Origin of the sequence: Microbacterium sp. H1-D42, assembly GCF_022637555.1 — a bacterium.
Taxonomy (GTDB): domain Bacteria; phylum Actinomycetota; class Actinomycetes; order Actinomycetales; family Microbacteriaceae; genus Microbacterium.
The window spans coordinates 1702113-1721573 of record NZ_CP093342.1; the positions used below are offsets into that span (position 1 = coordinate 1702113).

Consider the following 19461-nt stretch of genomic DNA (forward strand, 5'->3'; position numbering starts at 1 on the left):
CTCCATCCTAGGGAAGCTGCCGTGTCGGCGGCCTCACGGCCGGCCGTGTTCGCTGTGAGCTTCCATTCCGCAGACCCCTTCGGTCCCCGGCCTCGTAGCATTGACATATGCCCTCTTCCGCAGACCTCTACGAGTCGATCGCCGGAGCGCCCGACGTGCCGACCGGCCTGCCGCTGGTCATCCTGCTCACCGGGTTCACCGATGCGGGAAACGCGGTATCCGGCCTGATCGAACACCTGCAGGCCACGGTCGATCCGCAGCTCATCGTGAGCTTCGACAACGACGTGCTGCTGGACTACCGTGCCAGGCGCCCGATCGTCGTGTTCGACCAGGATCACCTCACCGAATACCGGCCGGCACGGCTCGACCTGTCGCTGGCGCATGACGCGCTGGGGCAGCCGTTCCTGCTGCTGTCCGGGTACGAGCCGGACTTCGCGTGGAACGCCTTCACCGATGCCGTGCTCGACTTCGTCGACGCCTTCCAGGTCTCGACGGTGACGTGGGTGCACTCGATCGCGATGCCGGTGCCGCACACCCGCCCTCTGGGCACCACGGTCAGTGGCAACCGCCACGACCTGATCGCTGCGCACTCGGTATGGCGTCCGCGCACGCAGGTCCCCGGAACCGCCGCGCATCTGCTGGAGTTCCGTCTCATCGAGCACGAGCAGCGGGTCGCCGGGTTCGTGCTGCTGGTGCCGCACTACCTGGCAGACACCGACTACCCGGACACGGTGATCGCGGCCGCGGACAAGCTGATGATCGGCGCGGGGCTCGTGCTGAGCATGGACGAAGTGCAGGAGCGGCGCGAGGAGTTCCTCACCCGAGTGGGCGAGCAGGTGGTCGGCAACGATGAGCTGACGCAGATGCTGCACACGCTCGAGCGCCGCTACGACGCCTACATGGCCGGACGCGAGGACGACGACGGCGATGACGAGTCGTTCGACGAACGCGACCTGCCGAGTGCAGATGAGCTCGCCGCAGAGCTGGAGCGCTACCTGGCCAACCGACGGCCGGGAGACGACGAGAAACAGCGGTGATCACGATTGTGCCGCAGAGGACGCACCATGCTCCGGTGTGTGTGATAATGGATCTCTGACCCGTTGTCAATGGTCGTTCTCATACGGAACGCGCTTGACAAGGGTCTTACTAGTGTCCGAAACAGCTCGGAGCGCGTGCACCGCTCCGTGAAAGGCGAAACGTGACTGCTGCCACGAGCAAGAAGACCCGGACGAGCACCAAGACCGCCGCTGCCGAGGTTGCCGCCCCCGAGGTCGACCCGACCGAGGTCGACGAGGCGACGGCGCCCGCGACCAAGGCCCCGGCGAAGAAGGCTCCCGCCAAGAAGGCCCCTGCCAAGAAGGCCCCTGCCAAGCGCGCCAAGAAGGTCGAGGAGCCCGAGGCCGACGAGGAGGCCGCTGAGGCTGACGAGGCCGACGAGGAGGAGGGCGACAAGAAGCCCGCCTTCACCGAGCCACTGCCCACCGGCGCCATCGTCATCTCCTCCAAGGACGAGGACGACGCCCCGGTCTACTCCACCCAGATCACCGGCGCGACCGCCGACCCGGTCAAGGACTACCTGAAGCAGATCGGAAAGGTCGCGCTGCTGAACGCGGCCGAAGAGGTCGAGCTCGCGATGCGCATCGAGGCGGGTCTGTTCGCCGAGGAAAAGCTCTCGGTGATGTCCGCCAAGGAGAAGTCCAGTCAGCTGGGCCTCGACCTGCAGTGGGTCGCCCGCGACGGTCAGCGCGCCAAGAGCCACCTGCTGGGCGCCAACCTGCGTCTGGTCGTCTCACTCGCCAAGCGCTACACGGGCCGCGGCATGCAATTCCTGGATCTGATCCAGGAGGGCAACCTCGGACTCATCCGCGCTGTCGAGAAGTTCGACTACACCAAGGGCTTCAAGTTCTCTACCTACGCGACGTGGTGGATCCGCCAGGCGATCACCCGCGCCATGGCCGACCAGGCCCGCACCATCCGCATCCCGGTGCACATGGTCGAGGTCATCAACAAGCTCGCCCGCGTGCAGCGCCAGATGCTGCAGGACCTGGGCCGCGAGCCCACGCCCGAGGAGCTCTCGCGCGAGCTCGACATGACGCCCGAGAAGGTCGTCGAGGTGCAGAAGTACGGCCGCGAGCCCATCTCGCTGCACACGCCTCTCGGCGAGGACGGCGACAGCGAGTTCGGTGACCTCATCGAAGACACCGAGGCCGTCGTGCCGGCGGACGCCGTCGGATTCACGATGCTGCAGCGCCAGCTCGAGCAGCTGCTCGACTCGCTCTCGGAGCGCGAAGCCGGTGTGATCCGGATGCGCTTCGGACTCGGCGACGGACAGCCCAAGACCCTCGACCAGATCGGTGACACGTTCGGCGTGACGCGTGAGCGCATCCGTCAGATCGAGTCGAAGACGATGGCGAAGCTGCGCCACCCGAGCCGTTCGCAGTCGCTGCGGGACTACCTCGAATGAGTCAGACGGCACCTCAGGCGCGCTCAGCCGGCCTGCGGTACGTCTTCCCCGTGCTGGCGGGTAAGCTCGCGCGTTTCGCGACCCGTCTGCGCGGGGGAGGGTCCGCCTTCCCCGGCTACCTCACGAACCGTCTCTCGCCGACGCTGCTGCCGACCCTTGCCGGTCAGTTCCGCTACGGCGTGGTGTTCGTGCTCGGCTCCAACGGCAAGACCACCACGACGCACATGATCAGCGAGGTGCTGCGTGCGCACGGCCTGACCGTGTTCACCAACCCCACGGGCGCCAACCTGCCGCAGGGCGTCACCAGCGCACTGCTGGCCGATGCCACGCTCACGGGCCGGATCAAGGCCGACGTCGCGGTGCTCGAGATCGACGAGGGCTTCGCTGCCGATCTCGCCGATCGTCTGTCGCCGTCGGTGATCCTGTCGCTGAACGTGCAGGTCGACCAGCTGTACCGGTTCTACGAGACTGAGCGCGTCGCCGACATGATGCTCGAGGCATCCAAGCGCGCCTCGGCGCACGTCGTGATCAATCGCGATGACCCGTACCTGTCGAAGATCGACGTGGATGCCATGCGGGCACCGGTGTCGTTCTTCGGAGTTGCCCCCGAGATCGTCGCCGCCTCCGCACACGGACTCGCCAACGCGGCCGACACGCGCAGCGGCACCGCCGGCACGCTCGCACGCGACGCCTTCGCCGAAGTGCGCGAGGTCTCCGGTCGCGACATCGTCGTGAACGTCGGGGGAGCGGATGCCCGTGTCACCCTTCCCGCCCGCGGGCTGCACTACGCGGCAGATGCCGCGGCGGCGCTCACGGTGGCATCGGGAGTGCTCGGCGACGAGTTCGACACCACGCGCGCCGCGGCAGGGTTCGCCACCATGGCACCGGCCTACGGTCGCGGTGAGGTCATCCCGCTGCGCCGGGACGGCGCCGGCGAGCAGGTCGAGTTCGTCATGTTCAAGAACGCCCCCAGCATCCAGATGAACCTGGACGCGCTCGAGGGAGCGCCGGCGCGTGCGCTGATCGCGATCGACGAGGGCACCCCTGATGTCTCGTGGCTGTACGACGTCGACTTCGCAGCGCTGCCGCGGGTAGACGTCGTCACGGGTGAGAAGGCGTACCAGCTGGCTCTCGCCCTCTCCTACGCCGGAGTCGAGATCGGCACCGTCGAACCCGACATGGAGAAGGCTGTCGCGATCATGCGCTCCTTCCCCGACACGGATGCCGGCAAGCAGACCTGGTTCGTGAACTACGAGCTGATGATGATCGGCCGCCGCATTCTCGGCCATGGCGACCAGGAGGTGGCGCGCCGATGACGCAGCTCACGATCGCACAGCTGTACCCGGCGGAGCTCGGGATCACCGGCGACCGCGGCAACGTGCGCGCCATCGAAGAGCGCATCGCGGCGCGCGGTGCGAACCGCGTGACCGCTCGTGCCGGTGTGGGCGAGAACCTGCCGGACGACGTCGACATCATCGTCATCGGCAATGGTCCGCTCTCGGCCATGCGCGGCGTGCACGCAGACCTGGTCTCGCGTGGCGACCAGCTGCGCTCCTTCATCGAAGCGGGTGGCGTGCTGTTCGCGGTTGGCGGCTCGGCCGAGCTGCTCGGCGCCGGCATCGACCTCACCGACGGCACGAGGGTCGAAGGCCTTGGGCTGATGCCGTACCGGGTCGCCCGGACGCGTGACCGTCGAGTCGGATACATCACCGTGCAGACGCCTGACGTGCGCGTGGTCGGATTCGAGGACCACGCCTCGGAATGGACGCTCGACGACACGGCGGCCGCCTACGGCGCCGTGATCGCTGGACGCGGCAGCTTCGCCCACGGCGAGGGCCGTGGCGAGTTCGTGCGTCACCACAACGCGTTCGCCGGCAACGTGCAGGGCCCCGTCCTGCCGCTGAACCCTGCGCTGGCCGACCTGCTGGTGGCCGCTGCCGGCGAGCGCCGCGGCATCGCCCTGAGTGAGCCTGTAACCGGCCCGTTCGACGAGCACGCCGAGGGCGCTCGGGCGGCGATCGACCGCTTCATCCACGAAAAGGGCTTCAAGACCATCCAGCTTTGAGATCGCAGACCCGGAGGACGGCATGAGCATCAGCAGCGCGGCACCCCGAGTGCTGCTCTCGCGTGCCGCGCTCGAGCAGAACGCGCGCACGCTGCTGACCGATGGCTGCACGGTCGATCTGCGGCACGATGCCTTCGGTCACGGTCTGGACGAGTCGGCGCGGATCTTGGCGGATGCCGGGGCCGGGGCCGTTCTGGTCGACGGGCCGGATGAGGTGGAACGGCTTGGCGCCGTCGGCATCGCAGCGCACGTGAACGGCGCAGCCGACATCGACGCGTGCGCGCTGTTCGGGATCCCGGACGCCACAGCATCCACCACCGAACCGGTGATGCGGCTGGAAGGCCGCGTGCTGTCAACCAAGCCGCTTCACGCCGGTGAGGCGGTCTCGTACGGATACACGCACCGCGCACAGCAGGACACGCGCGTGGCGCTGGTCACCGGCGGCTACGCACAGGGCATCCTCCGCGCCCTCGGCAATCACGCCCTGGTGCAGATCGGGGAGCGCACGCATCCCATCGTCGGCCGCATCGCCATGGACGTCTGCGTCGTCGACCTCGAGGGAGCCGATGCCCCCGTCGGAGCACCGGTGGCGTACTTCGGCACCGGCGCGATGCGTGACGCGCTTGCGCACTGGGCCGACGTCACCGGGCTGACGGCTCTGGAGATGGCGGTCGTCATCGGTCGCCACGGACACCGGGAGTGGGTCGCATGAACAACGAGGTCGGTCCGGTGCTGGAGATCTCGCGGGCGGCGTTCCGCCGCAACCTCGCCGCGGTGCGTGAGCACATCCGGCCGGCCGAGCTCATGCTCGTGATGAAGGACGACGCCTACGGGCATGGCCTCGACTGGTCGGTGCCCGAAGCTGCAGCGAGCGGCGTCACCTGGTTCGGCGCCTACGACATCGAGACCGCGCTGCGCATCCGCGCGCTCACCGATCAGCGCGTCTACGCGTGGGCGACGTCGACCACTGCCGAGGTCGAACAGGCCATCGCGAGTGGCATCCACCTCGGCATCGGGTCGATGGACTACCTGAGCGACGTGATCGGTGTCGCCGGGCGCACCGGTGTCCGCGCGGACGTGCATCTGAAGATCGACACCGGGCTGCACCGAAACGGATTCCGCCCAGAGGACTGGCCGCAGGCGGTCGCCGCCGCCCGCCGGGCGGAGCAGCGCGGCGCCGTGCGGGTGGTCGGGGTCTGGAGCCACCTGGCTGAGGCCAGTGACGCGGAGGACGACGCCGCACAGCAGGTCTTCCACGAAGCGGTGCGCATGCTGACTGATGCCGGCGGACGGCCAGAGGTGCTGCACCTCACGGCATCAGCGGCGTCGTGGTGGCGTCCGGAGCTGCGCGGGTCGCTGAGCCGGATCGGAGCGTTCTGCTACGGCATCCGATCCGCAGACGGTCCCGAATTGGACGGCATCGAGTTGATCTCGCGGCTGTCGGCGAGTGTGGATGCCGTCGACGACGATCATGTCGTGGTCGGCCTCGGCGCGTTCCATGGCCTGCCGTCCACGCTGCGTGGCGCGCTCGTCGCGACGCCGGGTGGACCACGGCGGATCGTGCGCATCGAGGGGGACTCGACAATGGTCGAGCGCTGGGACGGCGCGCAACCCGGTCAGCGGGTGGTCGTGTTCGGTCCAGGCTCCGCCGGGGAGCCGGATGCGACCGCTCTCGCAGAGCGCATTGACACCGTCGGCGAGGAGATCATCACTCGCCTCACGCCCGCCGTGCGGCGGGTCATAATCGACTGAGGGCCGAGCCCGGCGGCGGGCTCAGAACCTCAGGTGCGTGTCACGCCTCGATCAGCCGCGCTGTCTCGTCGTGCCACGTCGTGGCGATCGCGCGCAGCTTCGCCTCGTACTTGCGGCCGTGGTGGGCGCAGAACAGCAGCTCCGAGCCGTTGACCTCGGCGGCGATGTAGGCCTGTGCCCCGCAGGAATCACAGCGGTCCATCGCAGTGAGGCGGTACTCGACAGTCTCTCGCTCAGTCGTAGCGTTCATCTCGGTGCCTCCTCAGGTTCGAGCATTGTGAGATCGTGCTCAATACAACCACGAGACGCTTGAGGTAATGCCCGCCGCGCGGCGTGTTTCGCTGTGCGCGTATCCGGCCCCTGTCAGTGCGTCGCTGGGGGAGTGTCGCGGCCTGCGGCGGTCCGCGCGCGAAATAGACTTGATCATTGTGACCGCCGAGTATTCCGCCCATCACCTTCAGGTGCTCGAAGGGCTCGAAGCCGTTCGCAAGCGCCCCGGAATGTACATCGGGTCGAACGGCTCGCCTGGCCTCATGCACTGCCTGTGGGAGATCATCGACAACTCCGTGGACGAGGCCGTCGCAGGCAACGGCGCGAAGATCGACATCGTGCTGTACGCCGACGGCAGCGTGCAGGTCGGTGACCGCGGCCGCGGTGTGCCCGTCGACGTGGAGCCGCGCACCGGATTGACCGGCGTCGAGGTCGTCTACACGAAGCTGCATGCCGGTGGAAAGTTCGGCGGCGGATCGTACGCCGCATCCGGAGGTCTGCACGGCGTCGGCGCCTCGGTCGTCAACGCGCTGTCGGAGCGCCTCGACGTGGAGGTGGATCGCGACGGCAAGACCTATGCGATGTCGTTCCGCCGTGGCGAGCCCGGCATCTTCGAAGACGCCGGCGAGCCGCGTCCGGATGCCCCGTTCCGGCCGTTCGAGGACCGCAGCGAGCTGCGCGTGATCGGCAAGGTGCGCAAGGGTGTCACTGGTACTCGGGTGCGCTACTGGGCAGACCGACAGATCTTCACGAAGGACGCCGCGTTCCAGCTGGGCGACCTGGAGAACCGTGCGCGACAGACCGCGTTCCTCGTGCCTGGACTCGAGCTCGTCGTGCGCGATGAGCGTCCGCGTCCGGCATCCGCCGCCACGGCGACCGAAGACGGCGCGCCCGCCGCCCCGATCGAGACCTCGTACCTGTACGAGGGCGGCATCTCCGAGTTCGTCGAGTACCTGGCATCCGACGCGCCCGTCACCGACACCTGGCGCATTCAGGGCACCGGGTCGTTCACCGAGACGGTGCCGGTGCTGCAGCCCGACGGGCACATGAAGGCTACCGAGGTGCACCGCGAGTGCGAGGTCGACATCGCGCTGCGCTGGGGCACCGGATATGAGACGACGCTCCGCTCTTTCGTCAACATCATCGCCACGCCCAAGGGAGGCACCCACCAGCAGGGCTTCGAGCAGGAGCTGCTGAAGACCCTGCGCGGCCAGGTCGAGCAGAACGCCAGGCGACTGAAGGCCGGCAACGACAAGCTCGAGAAGGATGACGTTCTCGCCGGTCTCACCGCCGTGCTGACCGTCACCGTGCCGGAGCCGCAGTTCGAGGGTCAGACCAAGGAGGTGCTCGGCACGCCCGCCGTGCGCGCGATCGTCGCCAAGGTGCTGCGCACCGAGCTCGGGCAGCGATTCACCTCGACCAAGCGCGACGACAAGAACCAGGCGTCGATGCTGCTCGACAAGATCGTCTCCGAGATGAAGGCGCGCGTCTCGGCGCGCGCGCACAAGGAGACCCAGCGACGCAAGACCGCGCTCGAGTCGTCCTCGCTGCCGGCCAAGCTCGTCGACTGCCGTTCGAATGACGTCGCGCACAGCGAGCTGTTCATCGTGGAGGGCGACTCGGCTCTCGGCACCGCACGTCACGCTCGCAACAGCGAGTTCCAGGCGCTGCTGCCGATCCGCGGCAAGATCCTCAACGTGCAGAAAGCGTCCGTCAGCGACATGCTCGGCAACGCCGAGTGCGCGGCGATCATCACCACCATCGGCGCAGGTTCTGGGCGCTCGTTCGACCTGAGCCAGGCACGCTACGGCAAGATCATCCTGATGAGCGACGCCGACGTCGACGGTGCGCACATCCGCACCCTGCTGCTGACGCTGTTCTTCCGGTACATGCGGCCGCTGGTCGAAGCCGGACGCGTGTTCTCGGCTGTGCCGCCGCTGCACCGCGTGATCGTGATGAACCCGGGTTCGAAGCCCAACGAGACGATCTACACGTACTCAGAGGCTGAGCTGCACTCCCTGCTTTCGAAGCTGCAGAAGGCCGGCAAGCGCTGGCAGGATCCGATCCAGCGCTACAAGGGTCTCGGCGAGATGGATGCCGACCAGTTGGCGAACACCACCATGGAGAAATCAGGGCGCCTGCTGCGCCGCGTCACGATCGGCGACGCGGAGTCGGCTGACGCCGCGGTGCGCACCTTCGAGCTGCTGATGGGCAGTGAGGTCGCTCCGCGCCGCGAGTTCATCATGACCTCGAGCGACCGCCTCAGCCGCGAGTCGATCGACGCATAGCGGGTGCCGGCCCGCCGGCTGCGCCGGCGGGACCCGCTCAGCCGATTGCGGTTCCGATGGAACCGATCATGGCATCCAGCGCCTGGCCGGATCCGTCGCGCTTCATGCCGGACTCCGGCAGCTGCCGCACGCTGCCATCGGTGCCGATCGCGCGCGGCTCGATGCCGACCCAGGCCAGGGTCAGGCGGTTCTCGCCCTTCAGGAATGCGTGACCGCGCACACCGCCGGTGGCGCGCCCCTTGCCGGGGAACTCCGCGAACGCCGAGACCTTCGCGCGTCCTGAGTCCGCCCCCGCCAGCATCCCCTCGGAGCCCGAGACCGTCACCACGACGGCCTCCTCGGCCGAGGTGATGACGGTGAATGAGATCACCTCGGCGCCGGAGCCGAGCTTCATGCCTGCCATGCCGCCGGCAGCCGCGCCCTGCGGCCGAACATTCGCCGCCGAGAAGTGCAGCAGCTGGGCATCCGAGGTCACGAAGACGAGCTCGGCGTCGTCGGATGCCTTGGCAGCGCCGATCACGACGTCCTTCGGCTTCAGCCCGATGACCTCCACCTCGGGGCGCACGGCGAGAGCCGACGGTACGAACCGCTTGATGACGCCTTCCTTCGTTCCGAGCGCCACGGGGGTGTCATCGTCGAACCGGATCAGGGTGACTACCTGCTCCTTGCGGTCGGTGAGACCGAGGTAGTCGGCGATGCGCACGCCGGCCCCGAGGCCCACCGAGGTGGCGGGCACAGCGGGGATGTCGACGGGGCTGAACCGCACGACGCGCCCTGTGCTGGTGACCGCGCCGATCTCGCTGCGTGTGGTGGTCTCCAGACGCGCTACGATCGCGTCGTGCTTGCTGCGGCGCGCCGGCGTGGTGATCGTGGTCCCCGGCTCGAGGTCTACGCGCACGGCGCGCCCCGTCGTCGACAGCAGCACCGTGGTGGGGGCGTCAGCCAGTTGAAGCTCGGCGACCGACTTCGTCGTGCGGGCCTTCGGGGGAGCGGCGTTCAGGAGCAGCGTGCGGCGGTGCGTGCCGAACTGCTCGGCCACGGCATCCAACTCCTGCGCGACCTGCGCGCGGATCAGCCCTGGGTCGCCAAGCAGTCGCTCGAGCTCGGCGATCTCGGCGAGCAGCTTGTCACGCTCGGTCTCCAGCTCCAGCAGCGAGAACTTCGTCAGGCGCCGCAGGCGCAGCTCTAGGATGTACTCGGCCTGGACATCGTCGAGGTCGAAGACCTGCTTCAGCCGCTCCCGTGCGGCCTCCGAGTCGTTCGAAGAGCGGATGACCTGGATGACCTCGTCGATGTCGAGGATGGCCAGCAGCAGGCCCCGCACCAGGTGCAGGCGCTCATTGCGACGCGCGAGACGGTACTGGCTGCGCCGGGTGACGACCTCGACGCGGTGCTGCAGATAGACCCGCAGCAGCTCCTTGAGTCCGAGCGTGCGCGGCTGCCCTTCGACGAGGGCGACGTTGTTGATCGAGAACGAGTCCTCGAGCGGTGTGTAGCGGAACAGCTGCTCGAGCACCGCGGCCGGGTCGAAGCCGGTCTTGACCGTGACCACCAGACGCAGGCCGTGCTTGCGGTCGGTGAGATCCTGCACGTCGCTGATGCCCTGCAGCTTCTTCGCGTTGACCGCGTCCTTGAGCTTCTCGATGACGCGCTCAGGCCCCACCTGATATGGCAGCTCGGTGACGACGATGCCGGTGCGCCTGGGGCCGAGAGATTCGATCGAGGTCTTGGCGCGCAGCTTGAAGGCGCCGCGCCCGTTCTCGTAAGCGTCCTTCACGCCGTCAAGGCCCATCAAGATCCCCCCGGAGGGGAAGTCGGGGCCTGGCACGAACTCCATCAGGTCGGCGGTGGTCGCGTCCGGGTTCTCCAGCAGGTGGATGGCGGCCGCGACGACCTCGATGAGGTTGTGCGGCGCCATGTTCGTCGCCATGCCCACCGCGATGCCGCTGGCACCGTTGACGAGCAGATTGGGGAATGCGGCAGAGAGCACGGCCGGCTGCTGGAACTGCCCGTCGTAGTTCGGCACGAAGTCGACGACGTCCTCGTCGAGGCTCTCGGTCATCGCCAGAGCGGATGCTGCCAGTCGAGCCTCCGTGTACCGCGAGGCGGCAGGGCCATCATCGAGCGATCCGAAGTTGCCGTGCCCGTCGACGAGCGGCACTCGCAGCGCGAAGTCCTGAGCAAGGCGCACCAGTGCGTCGTAGATCGCGGAGTCGCCGTGCGGGTGCAGCTTTCCCATCACCTCGCCGACGACGCGGGCGCTCTTGACATGTCCGCGATCAGGACGAAGGCCCATCTCGGCCATCTGGTAGAGGATGCGTCGCTGCACCGGCTTGAGGCCGTCACGGGCGTCCGGCAGAGCGCGCGAGTAGATCACCGAGTAGGCGTACTCGAGGAACGATCCCTGCATCTCCTGTGACAGGTCGATGTCCTGGATGCGCTCGGGGACGGACTCGGACGGCGGGGTCTTCGGCATGGACTTCCTGCTGGTCGCTCGGGGCGGGCTCGCGGCCGCTCACAGCGGACCGCGTCGGGATGCCTGTGAAAGACTGACCCGGATGCCTCTCATGCTACCGTCCGCCCTTGATTCGCCGCGAAACATCACCGGGGTGGCGCCCCACCTGCTGGCCGCGCTGCGCGGAGAATCCGACGAGCTCGCCCGGGCGAGATCAGTCGTGCTGGTGGTCGTGGACGGACTGGGGGCGATCCCGCTGCGAGCGCACGCCGGGCATGCGCGCACGCTGAGCTCGGCGATGGCGAAGAAGGACGTCGGTGGCGCGGTCTTCCCGACCACCACGGCGGCCGCGCTGACCAGCCTGCTCACCGGCGCAGCCCCGGGCGTGCACGGGCTGGTGGGCTACCGTGTGCGGCATCCGGAGCAGGACGTACTCGTCAACCAGCTCACGGACTGGGACCGCATCGACCCGCTCACCTGGCAGGCCGCTCCCACGGTGTTCGAGCAGGCGACGGCGGCAGGCAACGCGGCCTTCGTGATCGGCTTCGCCGGGCACGCCCGCAGCGGCTTCACCCGCGCCACGCTCCGCGGCGGCGAGTTCCACCCCGCGGGCTCACCCCCTGACCGCATCGCGCTGGCGTACGAGCTGGCGGATGCCAACGACGGCGCGATCGTGTACTGCTATCTGCCCGAGGTCGACAAGGCCGGCCACAAGCACGGCGTCGACTCACCGGAGTGGGTCGCAGCGCTGGAAGACATCGACGCGGCGCTGTCGCAGCGCGTCCCGGACGGCGTGGGGGTGCTCGTCACGGCCGATCACGGAATGGTCGATGTGCCTCCGCACCGGCAGCTGGTGCTGGACGCCGCCGGCGGCTGGCACGATGGCATCCGGCACATCGGCGGCGAGCCGCGAATGATGCACGTCTACACCGAGCCGGACATCGACCAGGGCGCCCTGCTGGCGCGCTGGCGGCGTGATCTGGAGGGCTTCGCCGATGTGGTCAGCCGCACCGAGGCGATCGACGCAGGGCTGTTCGGCCCGCTCGTGTCGGATGCTGCGCGTGGGCGGATCGGTGACCTGATGGCCATCGCACGGTCGAACGTCGCGTTGTACGACGGTGCGGCGGAGGATCAGCGCGGACGCGGCATGGTCGGCCAGCACGGCGCGCTCACGCCGGAGGAGTGGCGCGTGCCGTTCATCAAGCTGGGCGCCTTCCGGCGCTGAACGTCAGTCGTCGGTGCGTGCGCCGAAGACGATCTCGTCCCAGCTCGGCATCGCGTTGCGGCGCTTGCGGCGAGCAGTGCTCGCTTCGGCCGGCTCCGCGTGGGGCTCGGGGTCCGGCTCCTCGTCGGCCGGCTCGTCGAGTGCATCGAAGAGGGCGATGGGTGAGCTCTCGTCGCCGTCCTCGTCCTCGATCACCGGTGCCGACTCGCGCTGTCCTCGACGACGGCGAAGCGCCTCGAGCAGGTCAGCGGTCTCTGCGCTGGTCTGGTGCTCGTCGGGTGCGCGCCGCGCTGCAGCCGCCTGCGCAGCAGCGCTGGAGTGTGCGGGCTCGGCGACTTCATCGCTCTGCTCCTCGGGCGGGGGGAGCAGCCGAGGGCCGAATGCGGCGGAGTCGAAGCGGCTGTCGTCCTTGTACGGCGAGACGCGCTCGGCATCCACCGCACGCAGGCGGGGGATGAGTCCGTCGGGAAGCGACCCCTGGCGGGAGAGCTGCGTGGCGTCGGCGTTGGACGGCGACAGCGTGCTGCGCCGCGGATCGAAGGTCCACCTGGCGTCGTGCGCGACCTCGTTCGCGGTGAACTCGAGCTTGACGGTCCAGCCGGACTCGTCCTTCCAGCTGGCCCAGCGCTCCTCGGTCGCGGCGAGGTCGGCAAGCTTGGCCCGCACGGCGGTGCCGAAGGTGGGCTGCGCGTCTGGCTCGACATCGCTGCCGATCAGCACGGGCACCGCAAGCGCCTGGTTCACGATGTGCTCGCGCTCAGCCAGCACTGGACCCTCGAAGCGTGCGACGTCCGATTCGCTCACGCCGAGCAGGGCGGCGACCTCGGCGGCCGAAAGACCGGCGCGGATCTGAGCTTGGATGTCGCGTGGGCTCGCAGCGAGGCGAGCGGCCGCCGGCTCTGTCTGGCGGGTCGCCCGTCGCACCTCGCGGTGCAGCACGTCGTCGATGGGAAGCGCGAAGCGCTGCCCGGACTCGGTGGCGAGGACGAGGACTCCCGCTTCTGTTCCGACGATGGTGACGTTTTCCATGCCAATGCCCCTCTGATGGGTGTGCATTCATGGTGTCATGGCCACCCGTGCGGGGCCGGGAATAACGCGGGCGTGCCGCGAGTTTTCCCGTGCGAACACGACTGCATTTGCGAAATGCGCCGCAGTCATGCAAACTATGGCCGCCGCTCACCCGAAAACGGCACTTCATCACCCACCCACTCGTACCACGGAAGTGGAGATCCACCGCATGGCAACCGACTACGACGCCCCCCGCAAGAGCGAAGACGACTCCGAGTCGATCGAAGCACTGAAGGAGCGTGTGCCGAACACCCAGTCCGGCGCTGGCGACGTCGAGGACTCTGATAACCCCACGGGTTTCGAGCTCCCCGGTGCGGACCTTTCCGATGTGGAGCTCGACGTCGTCGTGCTCCCGGCCCAGCAGGACGAGTTCACCTGCATGAGCTGCTTCCTCGTGAAGCACCGCTCGCAGCTCGACCACGAAGGCCCTGAAGGTCCCATCTGCAAGGAGTGCGCCGCCTGACGCATCCCTGACACGTCCGCGCCCCGGCCTCACGGCTGGGGCGCGTTCTGTTTTCCGGGGTCAGGCGGGTGCGTCGGCTGCTGCGACGCGAGCAGCGCGGATCGCCGCGGCCAGCCGGTCGGGTGTGCGCGTCGAGATGGTCCAGCTGTTCATCGGGTCGTCCGGGTCCGTGACCGGCACGACCACGACGCCGTCAGCTCCGCCGCGCAGGAAGTTCCAGCCGTCACGGGCTATGTCGCGGGTGCGCCGATTGCGGGCATCCTCACCGGTGAAGTCCTCTGGCTCACCGAGCCAGCGCGCGTCGATGTGCGCACGACCGACGCGCAGCACGGTGCCAGCTACCCGCACGGTGGGGGAGAGCACGATGCTGAGCACGACGAGCACCAGCGACACCGCCGCTCCGATGAACAGCGCCGCGTTCGAGCTGATCGGGGTGAACACCAGCGAGACCATGGGCCCTGCGAGGGCGATCGTCACCAGCATCCACAGACTCGGGGTCAGTCGCTCGCGGTAGATCTCACGCGCGTCGCGTTCGGTGTTCTGCATTAGCCTCATGGGGTGACTCATTCCGTTGCCGTTCCCATTATCGCCGCGAACGTCCCGTTCTACGCACACCCAGGAGACGCCGGCGCCGACCTGGTCTCGACCGAGGCCGTGCGCCTCGAGCCAGGGGAGCGGGCGCTGATCGGCACCGGTGTGCGCATCGCGCTGCCAGAAGGACATGCCGCCTTCGTGGTGCCGCGCAGCGGCCTGGCGGCGAAGCACGGGATCACCGTGGTGAACTCGCCCGGCACGGTCGATGCCGGCTACCGCGGCGAGATCAAGGTGACCCTGCTGAACACCGACAGCAAGGAAGCGTACGATGTGGCGGTCGGTGATCGGATCGCGCAGCTGATCGTGATGCCCGTCGTCCAGGCCCGCTTCGAACCCGTCGAGGTGCTCCCGGACAGCGTCCGCGGCGACGGCGGCTTCGGATCGACCGGCTATACCCAGGGAAAGAGCGAATGACTGAAGAGATCGAACCCACGCTGAAGTCCGCACCGTCGGACCGTGCCACGGCGGGACCGTTCGACGACGCCGAGGCCAACCCGGTCCGGCCGTACATCGACCTCGGCGGCATCAAGGTGCTGCCCCGCGAGGGACTGAACCTGCGTCTCGAGGTCGAGGAGCAGAGCAAGCGCATCGTCGCGGTGGGCCTCGACTACGCAGCATCGTCGCTGCAGGTGCAGCCGTTCGCGGCGCCCCGCACGCGCGGACTGTGGGACGAGACCCGCGTGCAGCTTCGCGACCAGATCCGCACTCAGGGCGGGCGTGTCGAAGAGCGCGAGGGACCGCTCGGCAAGGAGCTGCTGGCCGAGGTGCCGGCGACTGCCGCAGAGGGATCCGGCATGCGCCTGGCGCGCTTCGTCGGCGTCGACGGCCCACGCTGGTTCCTGCGTGGCGTGATCGGCGGCGAGGCGGCGTCTGACCCGGCGGCCGCAGAGCAGGTCGAGGATCTATTCCGCTCGATCGTCGTCGTGCGAGGTGGATCGCCCATGCCGCCGCGCGACCTGATCCCGCTGAAGATGCCGTCCACGCCGGGCGCGGCGTGACCGGACACGCCCCGGAGCCGTCCGAGGGTTCCGCCCCGGAGCCGTCCGAGGGTTCCGCCCCGGAGCCCTCCGACCAGGCGACGCCGAGCGACGCCAGCGCAGCTGAGGTGTTCGGCGCGGCGCTGGGCTCGGCCGCGCGGCGCGCCGGCATCGACCCCGATGCTGAGCAGACGACTGGCCACATGGTCTGGCAGGTCATCGGCGGGTGGCGCGGCGTCATGGAGTCCGTGCTGCCGCTTCTGATCTTCATCGTCACGTACACGACCACGAACCACCTGGTGCTCTCGCTCGGGCTGTCCGTCGGCATCGCCGCGGTCTTCACGATCGTGCGCCTGGTGATGAAGTCGCCGCCGGTGGCCGCGTTCTCGGGCCTGTTCGCCGCTGTCATCGCCGCGGGGCTGCCGCTGTTCACCGGCCGAGCCGAGGACCAGTTCGTCGTCGGGTTCATCACCAACATCGTCTACGGTTCGGCGTTCCTCATCTCAGCGCTGGTCCGATGGCCGATCATCGGCCTTGTCGTCGGCTTCCTCGTCGGAGAGGGTGTGGCGTGGCGTCAGGATGCCCGCAAGTGCCGGACCTTCACCTGGCTTTCGGTGGCCTGGGCCGCGCTGTTCCTGCTGCGGCTCGGCCTGCAGCTGCCGTTCTACTACTCCGGCGATGTCGCCACACTCGGCACGGTGAAGCTCGTGATGGGCATCCCGCTGTTCGCCTCGCTGCTCGCGGTGACCTGGCTCGTGACACGCCGTCTCTACCCCCGCCGCGAACAACGCTGAACGTTCACCTTCTGATAGATTTATCTTGACATCAAGATAAATTTCGCACTTTCGCCGAGACTCGGCGCGGCGCACACTGGTAAGGCACACCTTGCTAGCCGCGACGCGCCCTCGGCGAGCAAGATGGATGTGCCTGTCGCTTCCATCCGAGTCAGAAGGAGACGGATTCGTGTCCACGGTGAACAGCTTCGGTGCCAAGAGCACCCTGACAGTCGGCAGCACCGACTATGAGATCTTCCGCATCGACACTGTCGCCGGCCACGAGACGCTCCCGTTCAGCCTGAAGGTGCTGCTCGAGAACCTGCTCCGCACCGAGGACGGCGCCAACGTCACGAAGTCGCAGATCGAGGCGCTCGGATCGTGGGATGCCACGGCCGAGCCCAACACCGAGATCCAGTTCACGCCCGCCCGCGTGCTCATGCAGGACTTCACCGGCGTGCCCTGCATCGTCGACCTCGCCACCATGCGCGAGGCGGTCACCGCCCTCGGCGGCGACCCGAGCAAGATCAACCCGCTCTCGCCGGCTGAGATGGTCATCGACCACTCGGTGATCGCCGACCTGTTCGGCACCGAGAACGCGCTGGAGCGCAACGTCGAGATCGAGTACGAGCGCAACGGCGAGCGCTACCAGTTCCTGCGCTGGGGTCAGACCGCATTCGACGACTTCAAGGTCGTTCCCCCCGGCACCGGCATCGTGCACCAGGTCAACATCGAGCACCTGGCCAAGGTCATCTATGACCGCACCGTCGACGGCGTGCTGCGCGCCTACCCCGACACCCTCGTCGGCACCGACTCGCACACCACCATGGTCAACGGTCTCGGCGTGCTCGGCTGGGGCGTCGGCGGTATCGAGGCCGAGGCCGCGATGCTCGGCCAGCCCGTGTCGATGCTGATCCCGCGCGTGGTGGGCTTCAAGCTCACCGGCGACATCCCCGCCGGCGTCACGGCGACCGACGTCGTGCTCACGATCACCGACCTGCTGCGCAAGCACGGCGTCGTCGGCAAGTTCGTCGAGTTCTACGGCGCAGGCGTCGCATCCGTGCCGCTCGCCAACCGCGCCACCATCGGCAACATGTCGCCGGAGTTCGGTTCGACCGCGGCGATCTTCCCTGTGGACGACGTCACCCTCGACTACCTGCGCCTGACCGGACGCTCCGACGAGGCCGTTGCTCTCGTCGAGACGTACGCCAAGGCCCAGGGCCTGTGGCACGACGCCGATCGCGAGCCCACCTACTCGGAGTACATGGAGCTCGACCTCAGCACTGTCGTGCCGTCGATCGCCGGCCCCAAGCGCCCGCAGGACCGCATCCTGCTGTCCGAGGCCAAGGAGCAGTTCGAGAAGGACATCGTCGGCTACGCCACGGCGAGCACCTCCGACGACATCGTCGACCTCGAGTCGAAGCACTCGTTCCCGGCATCCGACCCCGGTCAGGTTCCGGGGGACGAGGCACCGACCACGCGCCCAGTGCACATCAACAGCGGCGCCCCGGCGCACGCGTCGAAGCCGGTGCCGGTCACCTCGCCCGCTGGTGACAAGTACATCCTCGACAACGGCGCCGTCACGCTGGCGGCGATCACGTCGTGCACCAACACGTCGAACCCGTCGGTCATGGTCGCTGCGGGCCTCATCGCCCGCAACGCGCTGAAGAAGGGCCTGAAGCAGAAGCCCTGGGTCAAGACCACGCTCGCACCGGGATCCAAGGTCGTCACCGACTACTACGAGAAGTCGGGTCTGAACAAGGACCTCGAGGGCCTGGGCTTCTACACGGTCGGCTACGGCTGCACCGTCTGCATCGGAAACTCCGGTCCGCTGATCGACGAGGTCTCGGCCGCTGTCAACGAGCACGACCTGGCCGTCACCGCGGTGCTCTCCGGAAACCGCAACTTCGAGGGTCGCATCAGCCCCGACGTGAAGATGAACTACCTGGCCTCGCCGCCGCTGGTCATCGCCTACGCGCTGGCAGGGTCGATGCACTTCGACTTCGACACCGACGCGCTCGGCCAGGACACCGACGGCAACGACGTCTTCCTGAAGGACATCTGGCCCTCGTCGTCCGAGATCGAGGCGATCATCGGCCAGTCGATCTCGCGTGACCAGTTCATCAACCAGTACGCCACCGTCTTCGAGGGTGACGAGCGCTGGACGAGCCTGCCGACCCCGAGCGGCCCCATCTTCGAGTGGGACGAGGACTCGACCTACGTGCGCAAGGCGCCGTACTTCGATGGCATGACGATGGAGCTGACCCCGGTCGCCGACATCACCGGCGCCCGCGTCATGGCAGCGCTCGGCGACTCGGTCACCACCGACCACATCTCGCCTGCCGGCGCGATCAAGGGCGGCACCCCGGCCGCGAAGTACCTCATCGAGCACGGTGTGGCACAGAAGGACTTCAACTCCTTCGGCTCGCGCCGCGGCAACCACGAGATCATGATCCGTGGCACCTTCGCGAACATCCGCCTGAAGAACACGCTCGTCAAGGCCGTCAACGGCGGTGAGCAGATCGAGGGTGGATACACCCGCGACTTCACGCAGGAAGGCGGCCCGCAGGAGTTCATCTACGACGCGTCGATGAACTACCAGGAGCAGGGAATCCCGCTCGTGGTGTTCGGCGGCAAGGAGTACGGCTCGGGCTCATCGCGTGACTGGGCGGCCAAGGGCACCACGCTGCTGGGCGTCAAGGCTGTCATCACCGAGAGCTTCGAGCGCATCCACCGCTCGAACCTGATCGGCATGGGCGTCGTGCCCCTGCAGTTCCCCGCCGGCGAATCCTGGGAGTCGCTGGGCCTTGACGGCACCGAGATCATCGCGATCGAAGGGCTGACCGCTCTGAACGAGGGCATCACCCCGAAGACGGTCAAGGTCACCGCGACCCCGAGCGAGTTCTCGGCGGAGGGCCGCGAGCCGATCGTGTTCGACGCGGTCGTCCGCATCGACACCCCCGGTGAGGCGGACTACTACCGCAACGGCGGCATCCTGCAGTACGTGCTGCGTTCGCTCGTCTGACCCATTCAGCAGAAAGCGCCCCGCTCGGCTTCGGCCGGGCGG

The 19461-nt window shown here is 68.1% G+C and carries 17 protein-coding genes; 13 read left to right on the forward strand and 4 right to left on the reverse strand.

Annotated elements, in window-relative coordinates; all coding sequences use genetic code 11:
• Positions 1–107 precede the first annotated feature (107 nt).
• From MNR00_RS08105 to MNR00_RS08130, 6 genes are all read left to right on the forward strand, one after another.
• Positions 108–1037: a PAC2 family protein gene (locus tag MNR00_RS08105; protein ID WP_241928639.1), complete on the forward strand. Its 930-nt coding sequence runs from the start codon at positions 108–110 to the stop codon at positions 1035–1037.
• 161 nt (positions 1038–1198) lie between these two features.
• Positions 1199–2464, forward strand: coding sequence for an RNA polymerase sigma factor (locus tag MNR00_RS08110; protein WP_241928640.1), 1266 nt, complete (start codon positions 1199–1201; stop codon positions 2462–2464).
• Positions 2461–3780: a MurT ligase domain-containing protein gene (locus tag MNR00_RS08115; protein WP_241928641.1), complete on the forward strand. Its 1320-nt coding sequence runs from the start codon at positions 2461–2463 to the stop codon at positions 3778–3780. The genes MNR00_RS08110 and MNR00_RS08115 overlap by 4 nt, the downstream gene beginning before the upstream one ends.
• On the forward strand, positions 3777–4529 hold the full coding sequence (locus tag MNR00_RS08120) for a glutamine amidotransferase (RefSeq protein WP_241928642.1): 753 nt from the start codon (positions 3777–3779) through the stop codon (positions 4527–4529). Before MNR00_RS08115 ends, MNR00_RS08120 begins: the two co-directional genes overlap by 4 nt.
• A gap of 22 nt (positions 4530–4551) precedes the next feature.
• Positions 4552–5241 (forward strand): alanine racemase C-terminal domain-containing protein, encoded by a 690-nt coding sequence (locus MNR00_RS08125; RefSeq protein WP_241928643.1) that lies wholly within the window; start codon positions 4552–4554, stop codon positions 5239–5241.
• Entirely contained in the window at positions 5238–6281 is a 1044-nt protein-coding gene (locus MNR00_RS08130) for an alanine racemase (protein ID WP_241928644.1), read from the forward strand. Before MNR00_RS08125 ends, MNR00_RS08130 begins: the two co-directional genes overlap by 4 nt.
• A gap of 40 nt (positions 6282–6321) precedes the next feature.
• On the opposite strand, the gene MNR00_RS08135 is transcribed toward MNR00_RS08130, so the two are convergent.
• The gene (locus MNR00_RS08135) at positions 6322–6531 is read right to left on the reverse strand and encodes a hypothetical protein (protein ID WP_241928645.1); all 210 of its coding nucleotides are present in this window, start codon (positions 6529–6531) and stop codon (positions 6322–6324) included.
• Positions 6532–6709: 178 nt separating this feature from the next.
• On the opposite strand from MNR00_RS08135, the gene MNR00_RS08140 reads away from it, so the two are divergent.
• Entirely contained in the window at positions 6710–8839 is a 2130-nt protein-coding gene (locus MNR00_RS08140; protein WP_241928646.1) for a DNA topoisomerase IV subunit B, read from the forward strand.
• A gap of 37 nt (positions 8840–8876) precedes the next feature.
• On the opposite strand, the gene MNR00_RS08145 is transcribed toward MNR00_RS08140, so the two are convergent.
• Positions 8877–11315 (reverse strand): DNA topoisomerase IV subunit A, encoded by a 2439-nt coding sequence (locus MNR00_RS08145; RefSeq protein ID WP_241928647.1) that lies wholly within the window; start codon positions 11313–11315, stop codon positions 8877–8879.
• Positions 11316–11397: 82 nt separating this feature from the next.
• Here MNR00_RS08145 and MNR00_RS08150 point away from each other — a divergent pair, with 82 nt between their 5' ends.
• On the forward strand, positions 11398–12519 hold the full coding sequence (locus MNR00_RS08150) for a nucleotide pyrophosphatase/phosphodiesterase family protein (RefSeq protein ID WP_241928648.1): 1122 nt from the start codon (positions 11398–11400) through the stop codon (positions 12517–12519).
• A 3-nt stretch (positions 12520–12522) separates the two neighbouring features.
• Here MNR00_RS08150 and sepH read toward each other — a convergent pair whose 3' ends face one another.
• The gene (gene sepH, locus MNR00_RS08155) at positions 12523–13548 is read right to left on the reverse strand and encodes a septation protein SepH (RefSeq protein WP_241928649.1); all 1026 of its coding nucleotides are present in this window, start codon (positions 13546–13548) and stop codon (positions 12523–12525) included.
• 208 nt (positions 13549–13756) lie between these two features.
• Between sepH and MNR00_RS08160 the strand changes: the two genes are divergently transcribed.
• Entirely contained in the window at positions 13757–14050 is a 294-nt protein-coding gene (locus tag MNR00_RS08160) for a DUF4193 domain-containing protein (RefSeq protein WP_241928650.1), read from the forward strand.
• A gap of 60 nt (positions 14051–14110) precedes the next feature.
• Here the strand turns inward: MNR00_RS08160 and MNR00_RS08165 are convergent, their stop codons facing one another.
• Positions 14111–14605 carry a DUF3093 family protein gene (locus tag MNR00_RS08165; protein ID WP_241928651.1) on the reverse strand — a complete coding sequence of 165 codons (495 nt, stop codon included), beginning with the start codon at positions 14603–14605 and terminating at the stop codon, positions 14111–14113.
• Positions 14606–14608: 3 nt separating this feature from the next.
• On the opposite strand from MNR00_RS08165, the gene dut reads away from it, so the two are divergent.
• The 4 genes from dut (at position 14609) to acnA (ending at position 19419) form a co-directional block, all read left to right on the forward strand.
• The gene (gene dut / locus MNR00_RS08170) at positions 14609–15058 is read left to right on the forward strand and encodes a dUTP diphosphatase (protein WP_241928652.1); all 450 of its coding nucleotides are present in this window, start codon (positions 14609–14611) and stop codon (positions 15056–15058) included.
• Positions 15055–15642: a DUF3710 domain-containing protein gene (locus MNR00_RS08175; RefSeq protein WP_241928653.1), complete on the forward strand. Its 588-nt coding sequence runs from the start codon at positions 15055–15057 to the stop codon at positions 15640–15642. Before dut ends, MNR00_RS08175 begins: the two co-directional genes overlap by 4 nt.
• A 107-nt stretch (positions 15643–15749) precedes the next feature.
• Positions 15750–16415: a DUF3159 domain-containing protein gene (locus MNR00_RS08180; RefSeq protein WP_241928791.1), complete on the forward strand. Its 666-nt coding sequence runs from the start codon at positions 15750–15752 to the stop codon at positions 16413–16415.
• Positions 16416–16542: 127 nt separating this feature from the next.
• Positions 16543–19419: an aconitate hydratase AcnA gene (acnA, locus tag MNR00_RS08185; protein ID WP_241928654.1), complete on the forward strand. Its 2877-nt coding sequence runs from the start codon at positions 16543–16545 to the stop codon at positions 19417–19419.
• Positions 19420–19461 lie beyond the last annotated feature (42 nt).